At 59.7% G+C, this 16,524-nt stretch carries 17 protein-coding genes; 9 read left to right on the forward strand and 8 right to left on the reverse strand.

The features are described 5' to 3' along the window. Positions 1-125: 125 nt before the first annotated feature. A complete protein-coding gene (locus tag N1037_00115) occupies positions 126-347 on the forward strand; it encodes a hypothetical protein (GenBank protein ID UWS79457.1) in 222 nt (73 codons plus the stop codon). Positions 348-394: 47 nt separating this feature from the next. On the opposite strand, the gene N1037_00120 is transcribed toward N1037_00115, so the two are convergent. Next, on the reverse strand, positions 395-1,243 hold the full coding sequence (locus tag N1037_00120; protein UWS79458.1) for a TIGR00730 family Rossman fold protein: 849 nt from the start codon (positions 1,241-1,243) through the stop codon (positions 395-397). Between the two features lie 172 nt (positions 1,244-1,415). Here N1037_00120 and N1037_00125 point away from each other — a divergent pair, with 172 nt between their 5' ends. The 3 genes from N1037_00125 (at position 1,416) to dapD (ending at position 3,932) form a co-directional block, all read left to right on the forward strand. Then, positions 1,416-2,348, forward strand: coding sequence for a threonine/serine dehydratase (locus N1037_00125; protein UWS79459.1), 933 nt, complete (start codon positions 1,416-1,418; stop codon positions 2,346-2,348). A gap of 38 nt (positions 2,349-2,386) precedes the next feature. Then, positions 2,387-2,986 carry a GntR family transcriptional regulator gene (locus tag N1037_00130; GenBank protein ID UWS79460.1) on the forward strand — a complete coding sequence of 200 codons (600 nt, stop codon included), beginning with the start codon at positions 2,387-2,389 and terminating at the stop codon, positions 2,984-2,986. 118 nt (positions 2,987-3,104) lie between these two features. Then, positions 3,105-3,932, forward strand: coding sequence for a 2,3,4,5-tetrahydropyridine-2,6-dicarboxylate N-succinyltransferase (gene dapD, locus N1037_00135; protein ID UWS79461.1), 828 nt, complete (start codon positions 3,105-3,107; stop codon positions 3,930-3,932). Positions 3,933-4,042: 110 nt separating this feature from the next. On the opposite strand, the gene N1037_00140 is transcribed toward dapD, so the two are convergent. Continuing rightward, a complete protein-coding gene (locus N1037_00140; protein ID UWS79462.1) occupies positions 4,043-4,588 on the reverse strand; it encodes a HutD family protein in 546 nt (181 codons plus the stop codon). Positions 4,589-4,706: 118 nt separating this feature from the next. Here N1037_00140 and N1037_00145 point away from each other — a divergent pair, with 118 nt between their 5' ends. Next, positions 4,707-5,054, forward strand: coding sequence for a hypothetical protein (locus N1037_00145; protein ID UWS79463.1), 348 nt, complete (start codon positions 4,707-4,709; stop codon positions 5,052-5,054). A gap of 50 nt (positions 5,055-5,104) precedes the next feature. Here the strand turns inward: N1037_00145 and N1037_00150 are convergent, their stop codons facing one another. The 3 genes from N1037_00150 to N1037_00160 all read right to left on the reverse strand — a co-directional run bounded on the left by N1037_00150 (position 5,105) and on the right by N1037_00160 (position 8,918). Beyond that, positions 5,105-6,160: a transporter substrate-binding domain-containing protein gene (locus N1037_00150; protein ID UWS79464.1), complete on the reverse strand. Its 1,056-nt coding sequence runs from the start codon at positions 6,158-6,160 to the stop codon at positions 5,105-5,107. A gap of 78 nt (positions 6,161-6,238) precedes the next feature. Further along, a complete protein-coding gene (locus tag N1037_00155) occupies positions 6,239-7,342 on the reverse strand; it encodes a Hint domain-containing protein (protein ID UWS79465.1) in 1,104 nt (367 codons plus the stop codon). Positions 7,343-7,346: 4 nt separating this feature from the next. Further along, entirely contained in the window at positions 7,347-8,918 is a 1,572-nt protein-coding gene (locus N1037_00160) for a Hint domain-containing protein (protein UWS79466.1), read from the reverse strand. A gap of 378 nt (positions 8,919-9,296) precedes the next feature. On the opposite strand from N1037_00160, the gene dapE reads away from it, so the two are divergent. From dapE to rnr, 4 genes are all read left to right on the forward strand, one after another. Then, positions 9,297-10,442 carry a succinyl-diaminopimelate desuccinylase gene (gene dapE, locus N1037_00165; GenBank protein UWS79467.1) on the forward strand — a complete coding sequence of 382 codons (1,146 nt, stop codon included), beginning with the start codon at positions 9,297-9,299 and terminating at the stop codon, positions 10,440-10,442. Continuing rightward, complete coding sequence (locus tag N1037_00170) at positions 10,439-10,864, forward strand: GNAT family N-acetyltransferase (protein ID UWS79468.1); 426 nt, start codon at positions 10,439-10,441, stop codon at positions 10,862-10,864. Before dapE ends, N1037_00170 begins: the two co-directional genes overlap by 4 nt. Further along, a complete protein-coding gene (locus tag N1037_00175; protein ID UWS79469.1) occupies positions 10,861-11,439 on the forward strand; it encodes a TIGR04282 family arsenosugar biosynthesis glycosyltransferase in 579 nt (192 codons plus the stop codon). Before N1037_00170 ends, N1037_00175 begins: the two co-directional genes overlap by 4 nt. A gap of 66 nt (positions 11,440-11,505) precedes the next feature. Continuing rightward, entirely contained in the window at positions 11,506-13,797 is a 2,292-nt protein-coding gene (gene rnr / locus N1037_00180) for a ribonuclease R (protein UWS79470.1), read from the forward strand. A gap of 26 nt (positions 13,798-13,823) precedes the next feature. On the opposite strand, the gene N1037_00185 is transcribed toward rnr, so the two are convergent. The 3 genes from N1037_00185 to N1037_00195 form a co-directional block, all read right to left on the reverse strand. Next, on the reverse strand, positions 13,824-14,243 hold the full coding sequence (locus tag N1037_00185) for a DUF1801 domain-containing protein (GenBank protein UWS81409.1): 420 nt from the start codon (positions 14,241-14,243) through the stop codon (positions 13,824-13,826). Positions 14,244-14,371: 128 nt separating this feature from the next. Continuing rightward, positions 14,372-15,226 (reverse strand): ABC transporter permease, encoded by an 855-nt coding sequence (locus N1037_00190; protein ID UWS79471.1) that lies wholly within the window; start codon positions 15,224-15,226, stop codon positions 14,372-14,374. Between the two features lie 6 nt (positions 15,227-15,232). Further along, on the reverse strand, positions 15,233-16,504 hold the full coding sequence (locus N1037_00195) for an ABC transporter permease (GenBank protein ID UWS79472.1): 1,272 nt from the start codon (positions 16,502-16,504) through the stop codon (positions 15,233-15,235). Positions 16,505-16,524: the final 20 nt, after the last annotated feature.

Raw genomic sequence — 16,524 nt, forward strand, 5'->3', positions numbered from 1 at the left:
TTATGTGGCCTTCCGGCGACACTGCCGCCCTGCCACATTCTTTCCTCAAACCGGATATATTCCGGCCACAGCCGACCGACAGTTTCACCCTCAGAAACAATCAAAAGAATCCATGAGGACTGAGCATGAAACTGGAAACACAGGTGCCGCAGGCGGCGAACAGCAATCTTGAGCCCTATGTGCTCGACCTGATCCGCGAAGAGCGCGAAAAAGCGCTGAGCCCCCGCGAATGGCAGTTCCGCCTGCGCGGCTATGGCTATGCGATCAAGGATGTCGATGGCGCCCGGATCGTGACCAGCCTGCCCAAGGGCATCGAAATTGGCGTTCTGCCAGCAGAATTCGCCTAGCCCGGCGCCTCCCTCCGATCGAGGGAAACACCGGCCATGATTGGACCCTAACGCTCGCGACCAGGCAGGCTGTCGCGGGCGGGTTCAGGCGACCAGTTATGAATGATCTCGGCCGCCTCTTCGGCGGTTTCGACAAACTTAAACAGCTCAAGATCCTGCTCAGAAATCGTGCCGGCATCCGCCAGCGCATCCCAGTTTATGATCTTCTCCCAAAAGGCCCGACCAAACAGAATAAACGGCACCCGCTCCATCCGGCCCGTCTGAATCAGAGTCAGGCTCTCAAACAATTCATCCAGGGTGCCAAAGCCACCCGGAAACACGGTGATCGCCGCCGCCCGCATCAGGAAATGCATCTTGCGGATGGCAAAATAGTGAAAGTTGAAGCTCAGCTCGGGTGTGACATAGCCATTTGGTGCCTGTTCGTGTGGCAGCACGATGGACAGGCCCACCGATTTGCCCCCCGCATCCAGCGCACCGCGATTGCCTGCTTCCATCACCCCCGGGCCACCGCCCGTGACGATCACATTCTTGCGCCCGCCGGTCTTCATTGAGCTCTCGGTCATCATGCGCGCAAAGTCGCGCGCCTCATCGTAGAAATGAGACAGATCCGCCAACGTCTGTGTCCGGGCGCTTTCCTTGTTGGCCGGGCTGGGAATACGGGCGCCGCCAAACATGACGATAGTGCTGTCAATGCCCTGTTCGTCCAGCATCAGCTGCGCTTTGAGCAGTTCCAACTGAAGGCGGACCGGGCGCAGCTCCTCGCGGCACAGGAACTCTTCATCCGCAAAGGCCAAACTATAGGCCCGCGAGGCGGACTGCGGTGTCAGTTCTACATGTTCGGCGCGATCTCGGTCTGAATGGGCATCCGGGAAGCGGCTATGGCGATCATCACTCATGGTGTATCAGGCAATCCTATTTGAACTATTGCGGTTCAGCTTAGCCTCCCTGGGGTGACAGGCACCAGCCCCGCTGGTCGCAGTTTGAACAGAATTGGTAGCCCGCTGCAAAGGCTTGTATCACCTTCGACAATCGCTAAGGTCTGGCCCGCACAGCCAGGGGAGACTGCACATGGACTGGACCACCGAAATCAAAGCCGCCGCTGGCCGCATCGCAGGCCATATTCAGATCACACCGGTAATGCAGACGCTGGGGTTTGGCCTGGGCTATCCCATCGAGATGAAGCTGGAGCACATGCAGCACACCGGCAGTTTCAAGGCGCGCGGTGCCTTTAACACATTGCTGAGCCAGGATGTGCCAGCCGCAGGTCTGGTCGCCGCATCCGGGGGCAATCACGGTGCCGCCGTCGGCTATGCCGCCCATCAGCTGGGCCACAAGGCGCGGATCTATGTGCCGGAAATGGCAGGCCCCGCCAAGATCGCCCTGATCCGCAACACTGGCGCTGATCTGCAGGTGGTCTCTGGCGCCTATGCCAATGCGCTGGAACAGGCCCAGGCCTATGAGCAGGACACCGGCGCCGGACAGGTGCATGCCTATGATGCCCCCGGCACCGTCGCCGGTCAGGGCACCTGTTTTGCCGAATGGCAGGACCAGGGTCTGGCGGCTGATACGGTAATCATCGCAGTTGGTGGCGGTGGCTTGATCGCCGGCGCCATGGCCTGGTTCCAGGGCGCCAAAAAGATCATCGCGGTGGAGCCCGAAACCTCCTGCGCCCTGCATGCGGCCCTGGCGACTGGGGCGCCAGTGGATGTTGAGGTTTCCGGCGTCGCCGCAAATGCGCTGGGGGCGCGGCGGATCGGTTCGATCTGTTTTGATCTGGCACAGCAGCAGCGCCAGGCCGGGCATCTGACCTCGCTCACCGTCACGGATGCGGCTATCACCGCGGCCCAGACCGCCCTGTGGCGCGAGCGCCGGCTACTGGTCGAACCCGCCGGCGCCACCGCCCTGGCAGCGCTGATTTCGGGCGCCTATCAGCCCGCCGCGGGCGAAAGAGTGGCGGTGTTGCTCTGTGGCGGCAATATTGCCCCGGATCCGCTGGCCTGAGCCTTGCACCACCATCGCAGCCGCCCTATCGACCTGTCATGACCGCAACAATCGCAGATACAATCTATCAGGCTCTGAGCGAGCAGATCGTTACCGGCGCGCTGAAGGCAGGGGAAAAGCTGCGACAGGACCATATTGCCCGGAATTTTGACACCAGCCACGTGCCGGTGCGCGAGGCACTTTTGCGGCTCGAAGCCCACGGGCTGGCGATTTCCGAACCCCGGCGCGGCACCCGTGTCAGCGCGTTGAACCCCAGTGAGATCCGCGAAGTGATCGAAATGCGGGTTGCTCTGGAGGTCCTGGCGCTCACCCATGGGTTTGCCCGGATCACCAAGGCGGATCTGGATGCCGCAGAGGCGGCCCGTATTGACTGCGACTCAGCCGAGGACATGGCCACCTGGGAGCGCTGTAACCGGGCTTTCCACCGCATCATTCTGGCCCCCTGCCAGATGCCCCGGTTGCTGGCCTCGATTGATGATCTGCACATTGCCTCGGCGCGGCATCTGTTTGCCAATTGGCGGCACCAGTGGCGCCCCCGCATAGATCAGGATCACGCCGCCATTGTGCAGGCGATGCAGCGCCAGGATGCCCCTGCCGCCTGCGAAATCCTGCGCCGCCACCTGCGCCGGGTACGCTAAAGAGGTCAAAACGCCGGGTAGGGCGTCATTTTGGCCGTAATCCGGGCATGACCTGCGCGCAGATTGCCGTTAGAAAGCTGCGAATCCTAATTTTACACACATGCCGGAGTACCCCCCAATGTCCAACGCTCAGCTGGAAACCGCGATCGAAGCCGCCTGGGAGGCCCGTGACAGCATCACGCCCGCCACCAAAGGTGAGCAGCGCGAAGCCATCGAGGCCACATTGCAGGCGCTGGACTCCGGGTCGCTGCGGGTTGCCGAAAAACTGGACAGCGGCGACTGGCACGTCAACCAGTGGGCCAAAAAGGCCGTACTGCTGGGCTTCCGTATCAAGGATATGGAAATGCAGTCCGGGGGTCCGCAGGGGTCCAGCTGGTGGGACAAGGTCGACAGCAAATTCATGGGCTGGGGCGATGCCGAGTGGAAAGAGGCCGGTTTCCGCGCCGTTCCCAACTGCATCGTGCGCAAAAGCGCCTATGTCGCCCCCGGCGTGGTACTGATGCCCTCGTTTGTGAACCTCGGCGCCTATGTGGACGAAGGCACCATGGTTGACACCTGGGCCACCGTTGGCTCCTGCGCCCAGATCGGTAAAAACGTACACCTGTCGGGTGGCGTTGGCATTGGCGGCGTGCTGGAACCCATGCAGGCCGGCCCCACCATCATTGAGGACAACTGCTTTATCGGTGCCCGTTCCGAGGTGGTCGAAGGCTGCATCGTGCGCGAAGGCTCGGTTCTGGGCATGGGCGTCTATATCGGCAAATCGACCAAGATCGTCGACCGCGAAACCGGCGAAGTGATGTATGGCGAAGTGCCGCCCTATTCGGTGGTTGTCTCTGGCTCGATGCCATCAAAGAACAACGTCAGCCTGTATTGTGCGGTGATCGTCAAGCGCGTCGATGCACAGACCCGGTCCAAGACCGGTATCAACGAATTGCTGCGCGACTGATCCCGCCGCGCTAAGGTTCCATGCTGCGCGTCTCCTTGATCCCAAGGGGGCGCGCATTTTGTTTTGAGCGGCTATTTTAGTCGGACATTTGTGACTACCTACTGACCTGTCTAAAGGTGCCCCAAGCGCAGCAGCACCGCCCTGCCATCCTGCGCAATATCCACAATACCACCAGCGACACCCTGCCATCCCTCGCCGCTGCTGAGCTGCTCAACACCCGCAGAAGTCTCCAGCCGCAGGGATCCCTCCAGAACAAAGATCAGTTGGGTTCCATCGTCAAAGTGGTGTCGGCCCGCGTCGCAGATTTTCATCTCGGCGCTCATACGGTCTGGGTCATAGATCAGGTTAAAGGCCTCGCAAGCGCCCAGCCTCAGCCGCGCAGTGAGATCCAGCCCGCCATCAAAATGCAACGGCTTTAGGGGGTCCGCCACTAGCTGCACATCGGCGTTGGACAGCTGCAACCCAGCGCCTGAAACGATGCAATGAATACGCGACAGGCCGGGGAAATTAGAAAACGCCCCGTCCCGGTCGATCCGCGCCAGGCTGGCGCGCCAGATCATGTGCCCCTTGGCGGTGTCTTCGCGGGCCAGTTCCCGCGTAGAGCCACCACCGTTTTTCCAAACCTGGGGCGAAATCTGTGAAAGCGAAAACCGCATGGGATCTCCTGTAGCTGACCACGGGTTTTATAGGTTTGAAACCTTTGCAGGCCTGCCGCAAGCCTGAACAATCTGAATTCGATTGACCCCAAGGCGCCGACAGGGCTATGGCGACGATATGGAAAAAAAGAAGATATCCCGCCAACAGGTCTATACGCTCCTGGTTCAGATCGGTCGCAAAGAAGGCGATGGTCTGCCCGAAGGCGCAACCGGGGCAGCCCTGATGATCTATGCCTCTGGCGTCGATGAGGCAGAGGCCGTCCGCGAGACTGTCGCCATCCTGAAACAGGCCGATACTGCACCGCTGGATGTCACCGGCTATGGCACCCTTGCCGAACGTCAGGAAGAAGGCCACGAGATTGGTGAGGAAGAACATGCGCTGATGCAACGTGCGCTGGAAGAAAACGCCGTGATCGTGGCCCAGATGACCCCCTTCTTTGAGGGCGAAGAACCCGTTTTTCACTAGCGGCTACGCAACGGGAAAATGCCAGAGATAGGCTCTGGCCGGGGATACCGTTAGTTCAATCGACCAAACCAGCTGCGATACAGCGCCTCATAGCTGCCATCTTCCTGCATTTCCAACAAGCTCCGGTTGGCCTGCTCGGTCAATTCAGATCCCTGTGGGAAAACAAAACCGTAGTATTCACGCAGGAAGACTGATCCGATGGTGCGGCCATATTCGCTGCCGCCATGCTGCACATAATAGTTCAGAACTGGTGCATCAAAAACCACGACACGAATATCCCCTGCCTCAAAGGCCGCCAGCATCTCATCCAGGGTTTCAAAGCCCTGATAGTCGATGTCACGGCGCTGCAAGAAACCAGCGGCGGTGGACCCCTCAATGGTGCCGGTGCGTTTGCCGTAAAGGTCATTCACAGAGGAGATCGAACCGCTGATGGCGTCGACCGTCATCACCGCAGTTATTTTGGCGACGAAGATCGACACGATAAACAGGGAAGACAGTACCAGCATCACGCCAAACATCCGCCCAATAGCAGTGCGCGGCACCCGTTCTTCAAAGCCGCCGTTTACCACCAGATTGAGCGCCCACCAAAAAGACGGAAACCAGGCTTCTTTCAGGGGACGGTCAAAATAGGGTTGGGCACGACGCTCCAGGGCCCACATGAACATGCCGCCAACCAGCAACAGCAAAAACGCCAGCCCGATCGCCAGGGCCAGATCCCAGGACAGCAGCGCCTTCATCAACGATGGTTCCCGCACGTCCGCAGCCTGCACCAGGATCTGTAGCCCGCTTTCAAACACCGGCTGACTGAAATCCATTTCTGCTTCACGGGCCGAGGTAATCGAGATATTTGCCGCAGCCAGATCCACCTCTGCGTCGCGAACCCCCGTCAGCATCTCGGCAAAGGTGTCCTTGCGGTGAATGGCAAGGTCCCAGCCCTGACGGTGGGCAATTTCCTGCAGTAGCTCGATAGTAAAGCCGGTCTCACGCCCGTTTTCAATCATTGAAAAGGGCGGACGGGTCACCGTATTGACATCGACCACCTGCGCCGCCAGCGCATTTCCCCAAAGAAGGAGCAGAAACGGGGGGATAAAGCGAAGAGCGCGCAAATCAATACCTCAGAACCGGATACGTCACTTTTGAATAAGTCTTAGGTGGTTCAACAGGTTCAAGCAAGCTTGAACCCCTCAGGCCACCCGTCGTTCCGCAAGAACCGCAGCATCAAAAGCACCCAGAACCGGATACCTGGGGGGGCCATGTTCCGGCACCGTGGCGCGATCCACTGCCGCCAACTGGCTGGCTTTGAGACGTGTTGCATCACGCCGCAGGCTGCCCAGGTACAGGCTTTCAAGAACCCCGCCCGCAGCCAGCAACGGCGCGTGATCCGGCAAGATCAGCTGCGTATAACGGGTGGTCATCCCCTTGCCCCTGGGATGATCCGGTACTGCCACAGCTGTTGCCACCGATGTCCCCATCAAATGGCGCGTCGGTACCAGAACTGCGGGCCGTCCAAACAGATATTCCACCTCACTGCCGCTCAGCACCAGCCGTTGCGAGGCCGAAACCTGAATCGCCTGCTGCAATCCAAAGAAAGGCGCCCGCAGGACAACCGGGCGAAAAATCCCCATGGCTGGCACTTCGCGGCGCAAGACATGCAAAACTGGCAGGCTTTCGCCGGACTCGCTGAGGACCAGATCACCGCGCTGCAGGGTGTCAACCGGGCGATACCCCTGCGGTGTTGCCACCGGCGTCTCTGGAGCAAGACCTGGCATCGGTCCTACGGGCTCCAGCGCGTTGGACACAGCCAAATAGGTCAGCGCCGCCGAGGTGAAACGCAACGGTCCCGGGGAGACCAGAGTTTTAAGATCCTGATAGCGCCAGGGGCATGGCGGCGGCAGCAAGGCGATCTGTACCCGATCACTGTCGGCGCATTCCAGGGCAAGGCGCGCGTATCCTGCCAGACTGTCCCAGGCATAGGTCAGCCTGACCTGTCCGCTGTGCCCTGCCCCGCTGGGATTGAGCGTCGCATGGGAGAGACGGCCGCTCTGGTGCAAGATCAGGCTGACGCCGCCGCCCGGCACTGCCTGGATCCCCAGGGAGATCGGCCAGTCGCCATCCTGGGAAAATTGCAACAGGGGCTCAAGTCGGGGACTGTCTGGGATCGACATTTCAACCACCAGGGTGCCGCGCAGCATCAAGGCGTCGTCACCACCCTCAGCCCGCAGGGCCTGAACCAGCCCGGACAGGTCCGAACACCCTCGCGCAAAATCGATGATGCCCAGCCAGCACATCAGATCAGGCGGCCTGCACTGCCGCAAGCAGCCTGCCCTCAAATCCCTTCAACCCAGGCCGGGCAGACGCGCCATAGCCAAAGCCGGTTTCCGGGTCGAGTTCGGGGAACAGCGCATAAATCTCTTGCAAGACCGGCTGTTCAAACAGCTCAGCCGTTTGCGGGCCGGGTAAAAAGCTTTCGGTTGTCAGCCCTTCAGAATAGATCACCTGATGCTGGTCAAACAACAGATGCACATAGGTGACGTCACCGCCAAACTGGCGGGAAATACTGCCGCCATTCAGCAGATCCTTGGCTGCAACCAGCACCTCGCCCTCACCGAACAACAGCTCTGCATAGGCGTCACGCAGCAAAATGCGGTGTTGCGGCGAAACCATCAGATCGCGGTGGGTGCCAAAGCTGCCCGCACGGATGAGGATCGGCGCAAACTCGCCCTCAGCACGGACACTGCGGGATCCGATCCAACGCAGCGGTTGCGGCCCCTGGTCTCTGGTTGTCACCAGATCGCCGGGCTGCAGGGTCTCAACCGGCACGTCCCCCTCCGGGGTGCGGATCAACGTCCCGGCCACAAAGCACGGAATCGAGCTGGCTTTTACAAAGCCGGTATCGCTGTTGTCCCCATTGCTGGCGGTATAAGTAAAGTTGAAATCTTCAAAATCCCCGTCACCGTGCAGCGTCAGGGTGCCATCTGCATTCACCTCGACCTGTTGCCCCGTCGGCAGCGTCACCACAGACCCAGCGGAGACCTCCACCCCGTTGACATGGGTGACCGTCAACACCCCGCCCGAGGGGCTGACGTCATTGGCCAGCACATCGACAACCTTGCTGCCATCCGCTGCCACATGGACCTCATCGGTCAGCGCCACCAGATCGGTCTGCACCGAGTCAGCTGCGATCAACAGATTACTATCGTAGCTGCTGTCTCCCACATCCGCGATGCCGAAGCGGATGTCATTTACCTCGCCGGGATTGACATACATGGTCAACGTCATGGTGATGGTCAGGCCGTCCATCTCGGTGTTGAAATCATCACCGGTGTTATCAAGGTAGAGATTTTCATTGATCGAGGCACTGACATTGCCCGGATTTGCGGCGCCACCGCCGACGTCCATTTCGACCACCGAGCCATTGACCCACACAGCCACCACATCCTGATAGATCGAGCCCTGATATTCCGGGAACTCTTCGGAGGAAAACACAAACTCCACGGTCATGACCGAAGCGTCGGGAATAAAGCTCACATCCAGGTAGGAGGCGTCATAGGTTCTGGCACCGGCCGCAGCATTGAAATCCGAGTTGTTGTTTTCGCCACTGGTATTGCGCGAGGTGTCAGTCGCCCGGTTGGGATCACCGCTAGAGTTGGTGTAGCTGCTGGCCCGTCCCGTTGACAGGATCACGCCGCTATCCCCGGGGGTGGCGCCGGGGGCCAGGGCGTCCCCGTTTGAATAGATCGCCGATGATCGGCTGTCGCCGCTGTAATCAGCACTGACCACGGTGACACCGTCGCCAAAAATCGTTTCGGCCATCTCGGTCGCAGACGCACCTGTATCGTATCCCAGCTCTGATGCTGTCGCCATTTGCCTTGCTCCAATCCTCAATTGGAGAGACAACTCACCCGTCACGCCACAGCGAAAGATCCGCTGCGCTGCCTGGACCTTTTTGGCCCTTTATATATTGGCAAAATCCACATTTTTGTGGTTCCGCTCGCTGGTGACCTGCCTCTGGTCTTTTTTATTAACTGTTCTTTACCACGCATTTTTACGAGGTGTCAGCTAGTAAGTTTCCCCAAGATCAGGGCGCAGCTTTTGCGCCACAAGGCCCCAGACAGGCCGCGACGGCGTTGGGCTGCGCCTTACAGCGTGATCTGGCTCTGTTTGCACGGGCTCCAAAAGCGCGTTAAATCACTCAAAACCTAATTTTGGGCGTGCCCCCGTACGCCGCACAGGAGCACCCACATGGCCCCCATCGACCCGGTTCGTCTGACTGCGGATTTGATCCGCTGCCCCTCTGTAACCCCTGTAGAAGGTGGCGCGCTGCAGATGTTGCAAGAGCTGCTGTCGCAAGCTGGGTTTACCTGCACAAGGGTGGATCGTGGTGGCATTTCCAACCTCTTTGCCCGCTGGGGGGACAAGGGCCATGGGCGCAGCTTTGGCTTTAATGGCCATACCGATGTGGTGCCCCTGGGGGATGAGACCGCCTGGACCATGCCCCCCTTTGGCGCTGAGATAAAAGACGGGGTGATGTATGGCCGGGGGGCAACCGACATGAAATCTGGCGTTGCGGCCTTTGCCGCCGCTGCCATTGATTTTGTCACCGACACCCCACCCGACGGCGCGGTGATCCTGACCATCACCGGCGATGAGGAAGGCGATGCCATCGACGGCACCACTGCCTTGCTCGACCATATGGCGGCAACGGGGGAAAAGATGGACGTCTGTCTGGTTGGTGAACCCACCTGCCCCACAACCATGGGCGAGATGATCAAGGTCGGCCGCCGCGGTTCGATGTCCGCCTGGTTCACCGTGACCGGCAAACAGGGGCACTCCGCCTATCCCCACCGTGCCAATAACCCGCTCAACGCCATGGCGCGGCTGATGGACCGCCTGGCCAGCCACCAATTGGACCAGGGCACCGATCATTTTGATGCCTCGACCCTGGCGGTTGTGACCATCGACACCGGCAACCCTGCGACCAATGTGATCCCGGCCCAAAGCCGCGCAACGGTGAACATCCGCTTCAACGACAGCCACAGTGGCGCCAGTCTCAGCAGCTGGTTGCAGACCGAGGTGGACCGGGTCACGGCAGAATTTGGCGTCTCAATCGAGATGAAGATAAAAATCTCCGGTGAGAGCTTTCTCACCCCGCCCGGTGCTCTTTCGGATCTGGTTGCAGGTGCCGTGGAGGCCGAGACGGGGATCAAACCCGAGCTGTCGACCACCGGCGGCACCTCGGATGCGCGCTTTGTCAAACATCACTGCCCAGTGGTTGAGTTTGGCCTGGTCGGAAAGACGATGCATCAGGTTGATGAATGTGTGCCGGTTGAACAGATCACCCAGCTGAAATCCATCTATGCCCGCATCCTGAAAGACTATTTTGCATGAGCATCACAATCGCCGAGACCCGGGATTTTGCCACCTGCCTTGCCCTGCGCCACACCGTTTTTGTCAAAGAACAAGGCGTGCCAATCGCGGAAGAACAGGACGCGTTTGACGCAGTCGCAACCCATCTGTTGGCACAGGACGGCAGCGCCCCGGTTGGCACCGCACGCATCCTGTTTCAGGGCGATGTGGCAAAGGTCGGTCGGGTCTGTGTGCTGCAAAGCGCCCGTGGCACTGGCCTCGGGGCGGATATTATCCGCGCAGCCATCGAAATTGCGCAAAAAACACCCGGCATCGCCCGCGTCAAACTCGGCGCCCAGATCCACGCGCTGGGGTTCTACACAAAGCTCGGCTTTCAGGCCTTTGGACCCATCTATGATGATGCTGGCATTGATCACCGCGATATGGTGTTGGAGCTGGCGTGAGGCCGGTTCTAATCATCATGGTGAAAGAGCCACGCCCCGGCCGGGTCAAAACCCGGCTTGGGCGTGACATTGGCAAGATTGCCGCCACCTGGTGGTTTCGCCATCAATCTGCCCGGCTGATCCGCCGCTTGCGAGATCCCCGCTGGGAGCTCGTTCTGGCCGTTGCGCCAGATCTGGCCGTCACCTCGCGCGTCTGGCCTGGCGATTTGGCCCGTCAGCCGCAGGGGCGGGGGGATCTGGGACAGCGCATGGGGGCAATGCTGCGCAAATTTGGCCCCGGACCGGTCTGCCTGATTGGCGCCGATATCCCCGGCGTGACCCGCGCCCATATTGCCCGCGCCTTTGCCGCGCTCGGGGGGCATGACGCAGTCTTTGGCCCCGCACTGGATGGCGGCTATTGGCTGGTCGGGGCCAAACACCCCAAACGCCTGCCCCGCAGCCTGTTTCGCAATGTGCGCTGGTCCAGCGAACAGGCGCTGGCGGACAGCTTGCGCAGTCTGCCCGGCTATCGCATTGCGCTCACTGATCAGCTTAGGGATGTCGACACTGCGGCGGATCTGCCCGACCACCGATAGCAGAGTTGCATCTGACGCAGCGCTTTTGCCCATGACCTCTCCTCCCAGCCATGCTAGGCGGGGTATATGACCCGTATTCCCTCCAAGGCCGAGATCCTCGATTGGATCAGCGCCCACCCGACCCAGACATCGAAACGCGACATTGCCAAGGCTTTTGGCATCAAGGGCGCCGACCGGATTGATCTCAAGCGCCTGCTGAAGGAGCTGGAGGCCGAAGGGCATTTGCAAAAACGCAACAAAACCTATCGCGACCCCGAGCAATTGCCCCCGGTGACGGTGCTGCTGGTCAAGGCGCCGGACGAGAATGGCGATCTTTATGCCCAGCCGCTGGAGTGGCACGGCGAAGGGGTCGAACCGATCGTGCTGGTGGTAACCACCCCCGCAGGCCCTGCCCTGGGACAGGGTGACCGCATTCTGGCCCGGTTGAGCAAGGTAGATGGATCCGATCACCACTACGAGGCCCGCATCATCCGCCGCATTGGCGTGAACCCCAAACGGGTTATCGGCATCTTCCGCAAGGGCGCCGAGGGCGGCCGCATTGTACCGATTGAAAAGTCCTCTTCTAATGAATGGATCGTGCTTGAGGACGCCATGCAGGGCGCCCGTGATGGTGAGCTGGTCGAGGCCGAGCAGGCTGGCCCCAAGGGCCGCATGGGCCTGCCCCGCGCCCGCGTGATCAACCGGCTGGGCGATCCCTCTGCCCCCAAGGCGGTGTCGCTGATTGCCATTCATCAGCATGGTATTCCCGATGATTTTCCCAATGCGGTGGTGGCCGAAGCAGATGCCGCCAAACCCATGGGGCTATCGGGGCGCGAAGATCTGCGCGACATGCCGCTGATCACCATCGACCCGGCCGATGCCCGCGACCACGATGACGCCTGCTACGCCGAAGCGGATACCGATCCTCAGAACCCCGGTGGCCATATCATCTGGGTCGCCATCGCCGATGTTGCCGCCTATGTCAAAACCGGCGGCGAGCTGGATCGTGAGGCGCGCAAGCGCGGCAATTCCTCTTATTTCCCGGACCGCGTGGTGCCGATGCTGCCTGACCGTCTGTCGGGCGATCTGTGCTCGCTGCACGAGGGCGTACCGCGCCCCTGTCTGGCAGTGCGCATGCAAATCGACGCCGAGGGCAACAAGATTTCGCACCGCTTTGTGCGCGGGCTGATGCGGTCTGCTGCCTCGCTGCATTACGCCGAGGTCCAGGACGCCATGGATGGCCAGGTGACGGAGCGCACCGAGCGCTTTTTGGAGCCGGTGATCAAACCACTTTATGCCGCCTACACAGCGCTGAAAAAGGCCCGTGCCCGGCGCGAGCCGCTGGATCTGGACCTGCCTGAACGCAAAATTGTGCTGAACGACAATGGTCAGGTCACCTCGGTGGCCTTTCGTGACCGGTTGGACGCGCATAAGCTGATTGAGGAATTCATGATCCTCGCAAATGTGGCCGCCGCCGAGACCCTGATCAAAAAGCGTTCGCCACTGCTGTTCCGGGTGCACGAAGAACCGGCCCCGGAAAAGCTGGAGTCCCTGCGGGAAACGGCCATGGCTGCGGGCTTTCCGCTGGCCAAGGGCCAGGTCTTGCAGACCAAGCACCTGAATGCCTTGCTCAATGGCGCAGCGGGCACCGATGACGCCGAGCTGATCAATATCTCGACCCTGCGGTCGATGCAGCAAGCCTATTACACACCTGAAAACTTTGGCCATTTTGGCCTGGCCCTGCGCAACTACGCACATTTCACCTCGCCCATTCGGCGCTACGCTGACCTGATTGTGCATCGCTCGCTGATCTCCGCCCATGGCTGGGGAGACGATGGCCTGCAACCGGCAGAGATCGACCGCCTGGAAGAAACCGCCACTCATATTTCCGAAACCGAACGCCGCTCGATGATTGCCGAACGCGACACCACCGACCGCTATCTGGCAGCTTATCTGTCGGAACGGGTGGGCAGTGAGTTCACCGGCCGGATCAGCGGTATCGCCCGCTTTGGTGCCTTTGTGAAAATGGATGAGACCGGCGCCGATGGCCTGGTGCCGGTGCGCACCATTGGGCGGGAGTTTTTCCACTTTGACGCCGAGGCCGGCACCTTGATGGGGGCCGATACCGGGTTCACCATCTCGATTGGCCAGCGCGTCACCGTTCGCCTGACACAGGCGGCGCCAGTCACTGGCGGGCTGGAGCTGGAACTGTTGTCAATCGAGGAGGAAGCCCTGCCCAGAGGCGGCTATGCTGGCGGGGGCGGAAAGGGCGGCGGTCGTCGACGCAGCCCCGCAGGACATACCGCAAAACGCAAAAGCAGCAGGTCCAAACACAAGGCGGCAAAGGTCAAACGCAAGGTAGACCGCAAACGCCGCTGACCCTGGGACGCTGACCTTGGGACGCGCTATTTTGCTGCCGTCTTTTTGCGCAGCCGATAGGTCAGGGCCTGTTCGATCAGCCAACCATGGCGCAGCGGATCTATCTCTGTGACCTGATCAAACAGAACTGCGCGGGTTCCATCCACCCGATCCCACATCGGATAGGCTGTCAGATACTCGGGTATCAGGCGGCTTTGGCAATGCACAAACAGGGCAAACCCTGCGGATTTTGGCACGCCCAGGCGGAGTGTTGTTCCGGCCTTGGTCTGCGGTGTCAGATAGGCCGGTTGGCCCCAGCGCAGCGTTTCTTCGATCTGCCCAATCTCTGGCCGACCCCGAGCGATGTCAAAAATCATGTCGCGCAACAGCAAGAGCCCCTCACGGGCGGTCTCGTCCGGCAGGCGATATGCCGCTTCGACTTCTGGGCTTGAAAAGGGGTATTTCATCATCTCAGTGCGCGTGTTGGATCTGTTTGATCAGCATAGGCGCTTTGGCCCAAGTCACGAAACCCCAATAAAAAAGGAGGCCCAAGAACGCTGGGGCCTCCTTAATAATATTGTGTGATTTACCGCGTTTAGCTTGGGCTCATGCCCCGCAGACGTTCCGAACGTCGCCGCAGCATTTCCACGGTTGCAAGCAACACGATAGAGATCGCGACCAGGATCGTCGCCACCGCCAAAATGGTGGGGGAGATCTGCTCACGCAGGCCGATGAACATCTGCCAGGGCAGGGTTTTCTGACCAGCCGAGCCGACAAAGAGAACCACCACGACCTCGTCAAATGAGGTGATGAAGGCAAACAGGCCGCCAGAGATCACACCAGGCAAGATCAAAGGCATCTGAATGCGGAAGAAAGTAGTCACCGGATCCGCACCCATATTTGCCGCCGCACGGGTCAGCGATCGGTCAAAACCCACCAGCGTTGCCGTCACGGTGATGATCACAAAGGGAATACCCAAGGCCGCGTGGGCCAAAACCACCCCGAGATATGTCCCCTGCAGGCCAATACGGCTGTAGAAGAAATACATGCCCGCAGCGGAAATGATCAGCGGTACGATCATTGGCGAAATCAGAATCGCCATGATGGCCCGACGGAACGGCACATGGGGTTGGCTGAGGCCGATCGCCGCCAAGGTTCCGAAAGTCACAGAGACAAGCGTAGCCATGGGGGCAATCTTCAGCGAGTTCCACATCGCGCTTTGCCAAGAATCGTTGCCAAAGAAATCGCGATAGTGTTTCAGCGAAAACCCTTCAGGATCCAGCCGCAGCATTTCCGGCGTGAAGGTAAAGAAGTCCTGCGCGTTAAAGCTCAGCGGGATGATCACCACGATCGGAGCAATCAGAAAGAAGAAGATAAGCCCGCAGATTACCCGGAAGGAATAGTACCAGGCCCGTTGGCCAGTGGTCGCATATGGAGGAAGTGCACTCATTGTCGGTTACCCCAGCTTCACGTTGTCGATGCCGACAATCTTGTCATAGACCCAGTACAGCAGCAGCACCACCGCCAGAAGGATCGCGCCCAGTGCCGCGCCCAGACCCCAGTTGCCCGATGTCGAGATATGATAGGCAATCAGGTTGGAGATGAAGGTCCCTTTGGTACCACCCACCAGGGCAGGCGTGATGTAGTAGCCAACCGCCAGGATGAAGACGAGGATCGATCCCGCGCCAATGCCCGGAATGGACTGAGGGAAATAAACCCGCCAGAAGGCTGTCCAGTTGGTGGCGCCCAGCGATTTGGCCGCCCGCAGATAGGTGGGCTGGATTGTCTGCATCACCGAATACATCGGCAGGATCATAAAGGGCAGTAGGATATGGGTCATCGCAATGATGGTACCCAACTCGTTGTTGATCAACACAAGTCGATTGTCATCACCAACCAGCCCTATCCAGACCAGCACGTCATTGATGACGCCTTGCTGTTGCAACAGGATTTTCCAGGATGATGTCCGTACCAGCAGCGAGGTCCAGAATGGCAGCAGCACCAGGATCAGCAACATGTTGGCATTGCGGGTGGTGATATTGGCCAGCAGCCAAGCAACCGGATAGCCCAGCATAATGCAGCTGAAGGTGATGATCAGCGACATCCGCATGGTTCGGATCAACATGGTGTTGTAAATGCGTTCTGTCTCGGGACGGATCTCGGCACCATCAGCGCCCAGTTTCATGTCTACCGCATTGAGGAAATACCCCACGGTATGGGTCCCGGAATATGTCTTGATGGTGCGCCACAGCTCGATATCAGCCCAGCCATCGTTGAGTTCGATCAGGCGTTCCTTGTAGGGGCCTTCGTTTTCAACATCCCATTTTCTGATCTTGCGGCCGGATTTACGAAACACCGAGGACAGGCCTGGGTTCTCGTAGTTCAGGCGCTTTGCCACTTTTGTGTGCACCTTGATCTCTGCCGCGGCCTTTAGATCCACCGCCAGCGCGGCAAAAACCGCCTCGTCTGGCAATTCCGATGAGGCGGGATCCCAGGATTCGAGCGCTGTCACCGTTTTGGGTAGGATTTCCTGAACGATTCGGTTGTCTACCGAACGGTACAGCATATCGCCAACAGGCAGGATGAAGGTCACAAGGATAAACAGGAGCAGCGGTGCAATCAGCATCAAAGCCCTGAGCTTCTGCAGCCGCAGTGCCTTCGCGAGGCTACGCTTTAGCGGCGTGCCATCAGCGGCCAGCACAGGGCCATTTTGGGTGGTGTCACTCATGGTGGGGATCCCCGTCGGGT

The organism is Phaeobacter sp. G2 (assembly GCA_025163595.1).
Taxonomy (GTDB): Bacteria; Pseudomonadota; Alphaproteobacteria; order Rhodobacterales; family Rhodobacteraceae; genus Pseudophaeobacter.

Bases quoted from the DNA above. Each gene is read 5' to 3' on its own strand.
- N1037_00115 (UWS79457.1), top strand. From the start codon at position 126: ATGAAACTGGAAACACAGGTGCCGCAGGCGGCGAACAGCAATCTTGAG.
- N1037_00130 (UWS79460.1), top strand. From the start codon at position 2,387: ATGACCGCAACAATCGCAGATACAATCTATCAGGCTCTGAGCGAGCAG.
- N1037_00190 (UWS79471.1), bottom strand. From the start codon at position 15,226: ATGAGTGCACTTCCTCCATATGCGACCACTGGCCAACGGGCCTGGTAC.
- N1037_00160 (UWS79466.1), bottom strand. From the start codon at position 8,918: ATGGCGACAGCATCAGAGCTGGGATACGATACAGGTGCGTCTGCGACC.
- dapE (UWS79467.1), top strand. From the start codon at position 9,297: ATGGCCCCCATCGACCCGGTTCGTCTGACTGCGGATTTGATCCGCTGC.
- N1037_00120 (UWS79458.1), bottom strand. From the start codon at position 1,243: ATGAGTGATGATCGCCATAGCCGCTTCCCGGATGCCCATTCAGACCGA.
- N1037_00145 (UWS79463.1), top strand. From the start codon at position 4,707: ATGGAAAAAAAGAAGATATCCCGCCAACAGGTCTATACGCTCCTGGTT.
- N1037_00125 (UWS79459.1), top strand. From the start codon at position 1,416: ATGGACTGGACCACCGAAATCAAAGCCGCCGCTGGCCGCATCGCAGGC.
- N1037_00185 (UWS81409.1), bottom strand. From the start codon at position 14,243: ATGAAATACCCCTTTTCAAGCCCAGAAGTCGAAGCGGCATATCGCCTG.
- N1037_00140 (UWS79462.1), bottom strand. From the start codon at position 4,588: ATGCGGTTTTCGCTTTCACAGATTTCGCCCCAGGTTTGGAAAAACGGT.
- dapD (UWS79461.1), top strand. From the start codon at position 3,105: ATGTCCAACGCTCAGCTGGAAACCGCGATCGAAGCCGCCTGGGAGGCC.
- rnr (UWS79470.1), top strand. From the start codon at position 11,506: ATGACCCGTATTCCCTCCAAGGCCGAGATCCTCGATTGGATCAGCGCC.
- N1037_00170 (UWS79468.1), top strand. From the start codon at position 10,439: ATGAGCATCACAATCGCCGAGACCCGGGATTTTGCCACCTGCCTTGCC.
- N1037_00195 (UWS79472.1), bottom strand. From the start codon at position 16,504: ATGAGTGACACCACCCAAAATGGCCCTGTGCTGGCCGCTGATGGCACG.
- N1037_00155 (UWS79465.1), bottom strand. From the start codon at position 7,342: ATGTGCTGGCTGGGCATCATCGATTTTGCGCGAGGGTGTTCGGACCTG.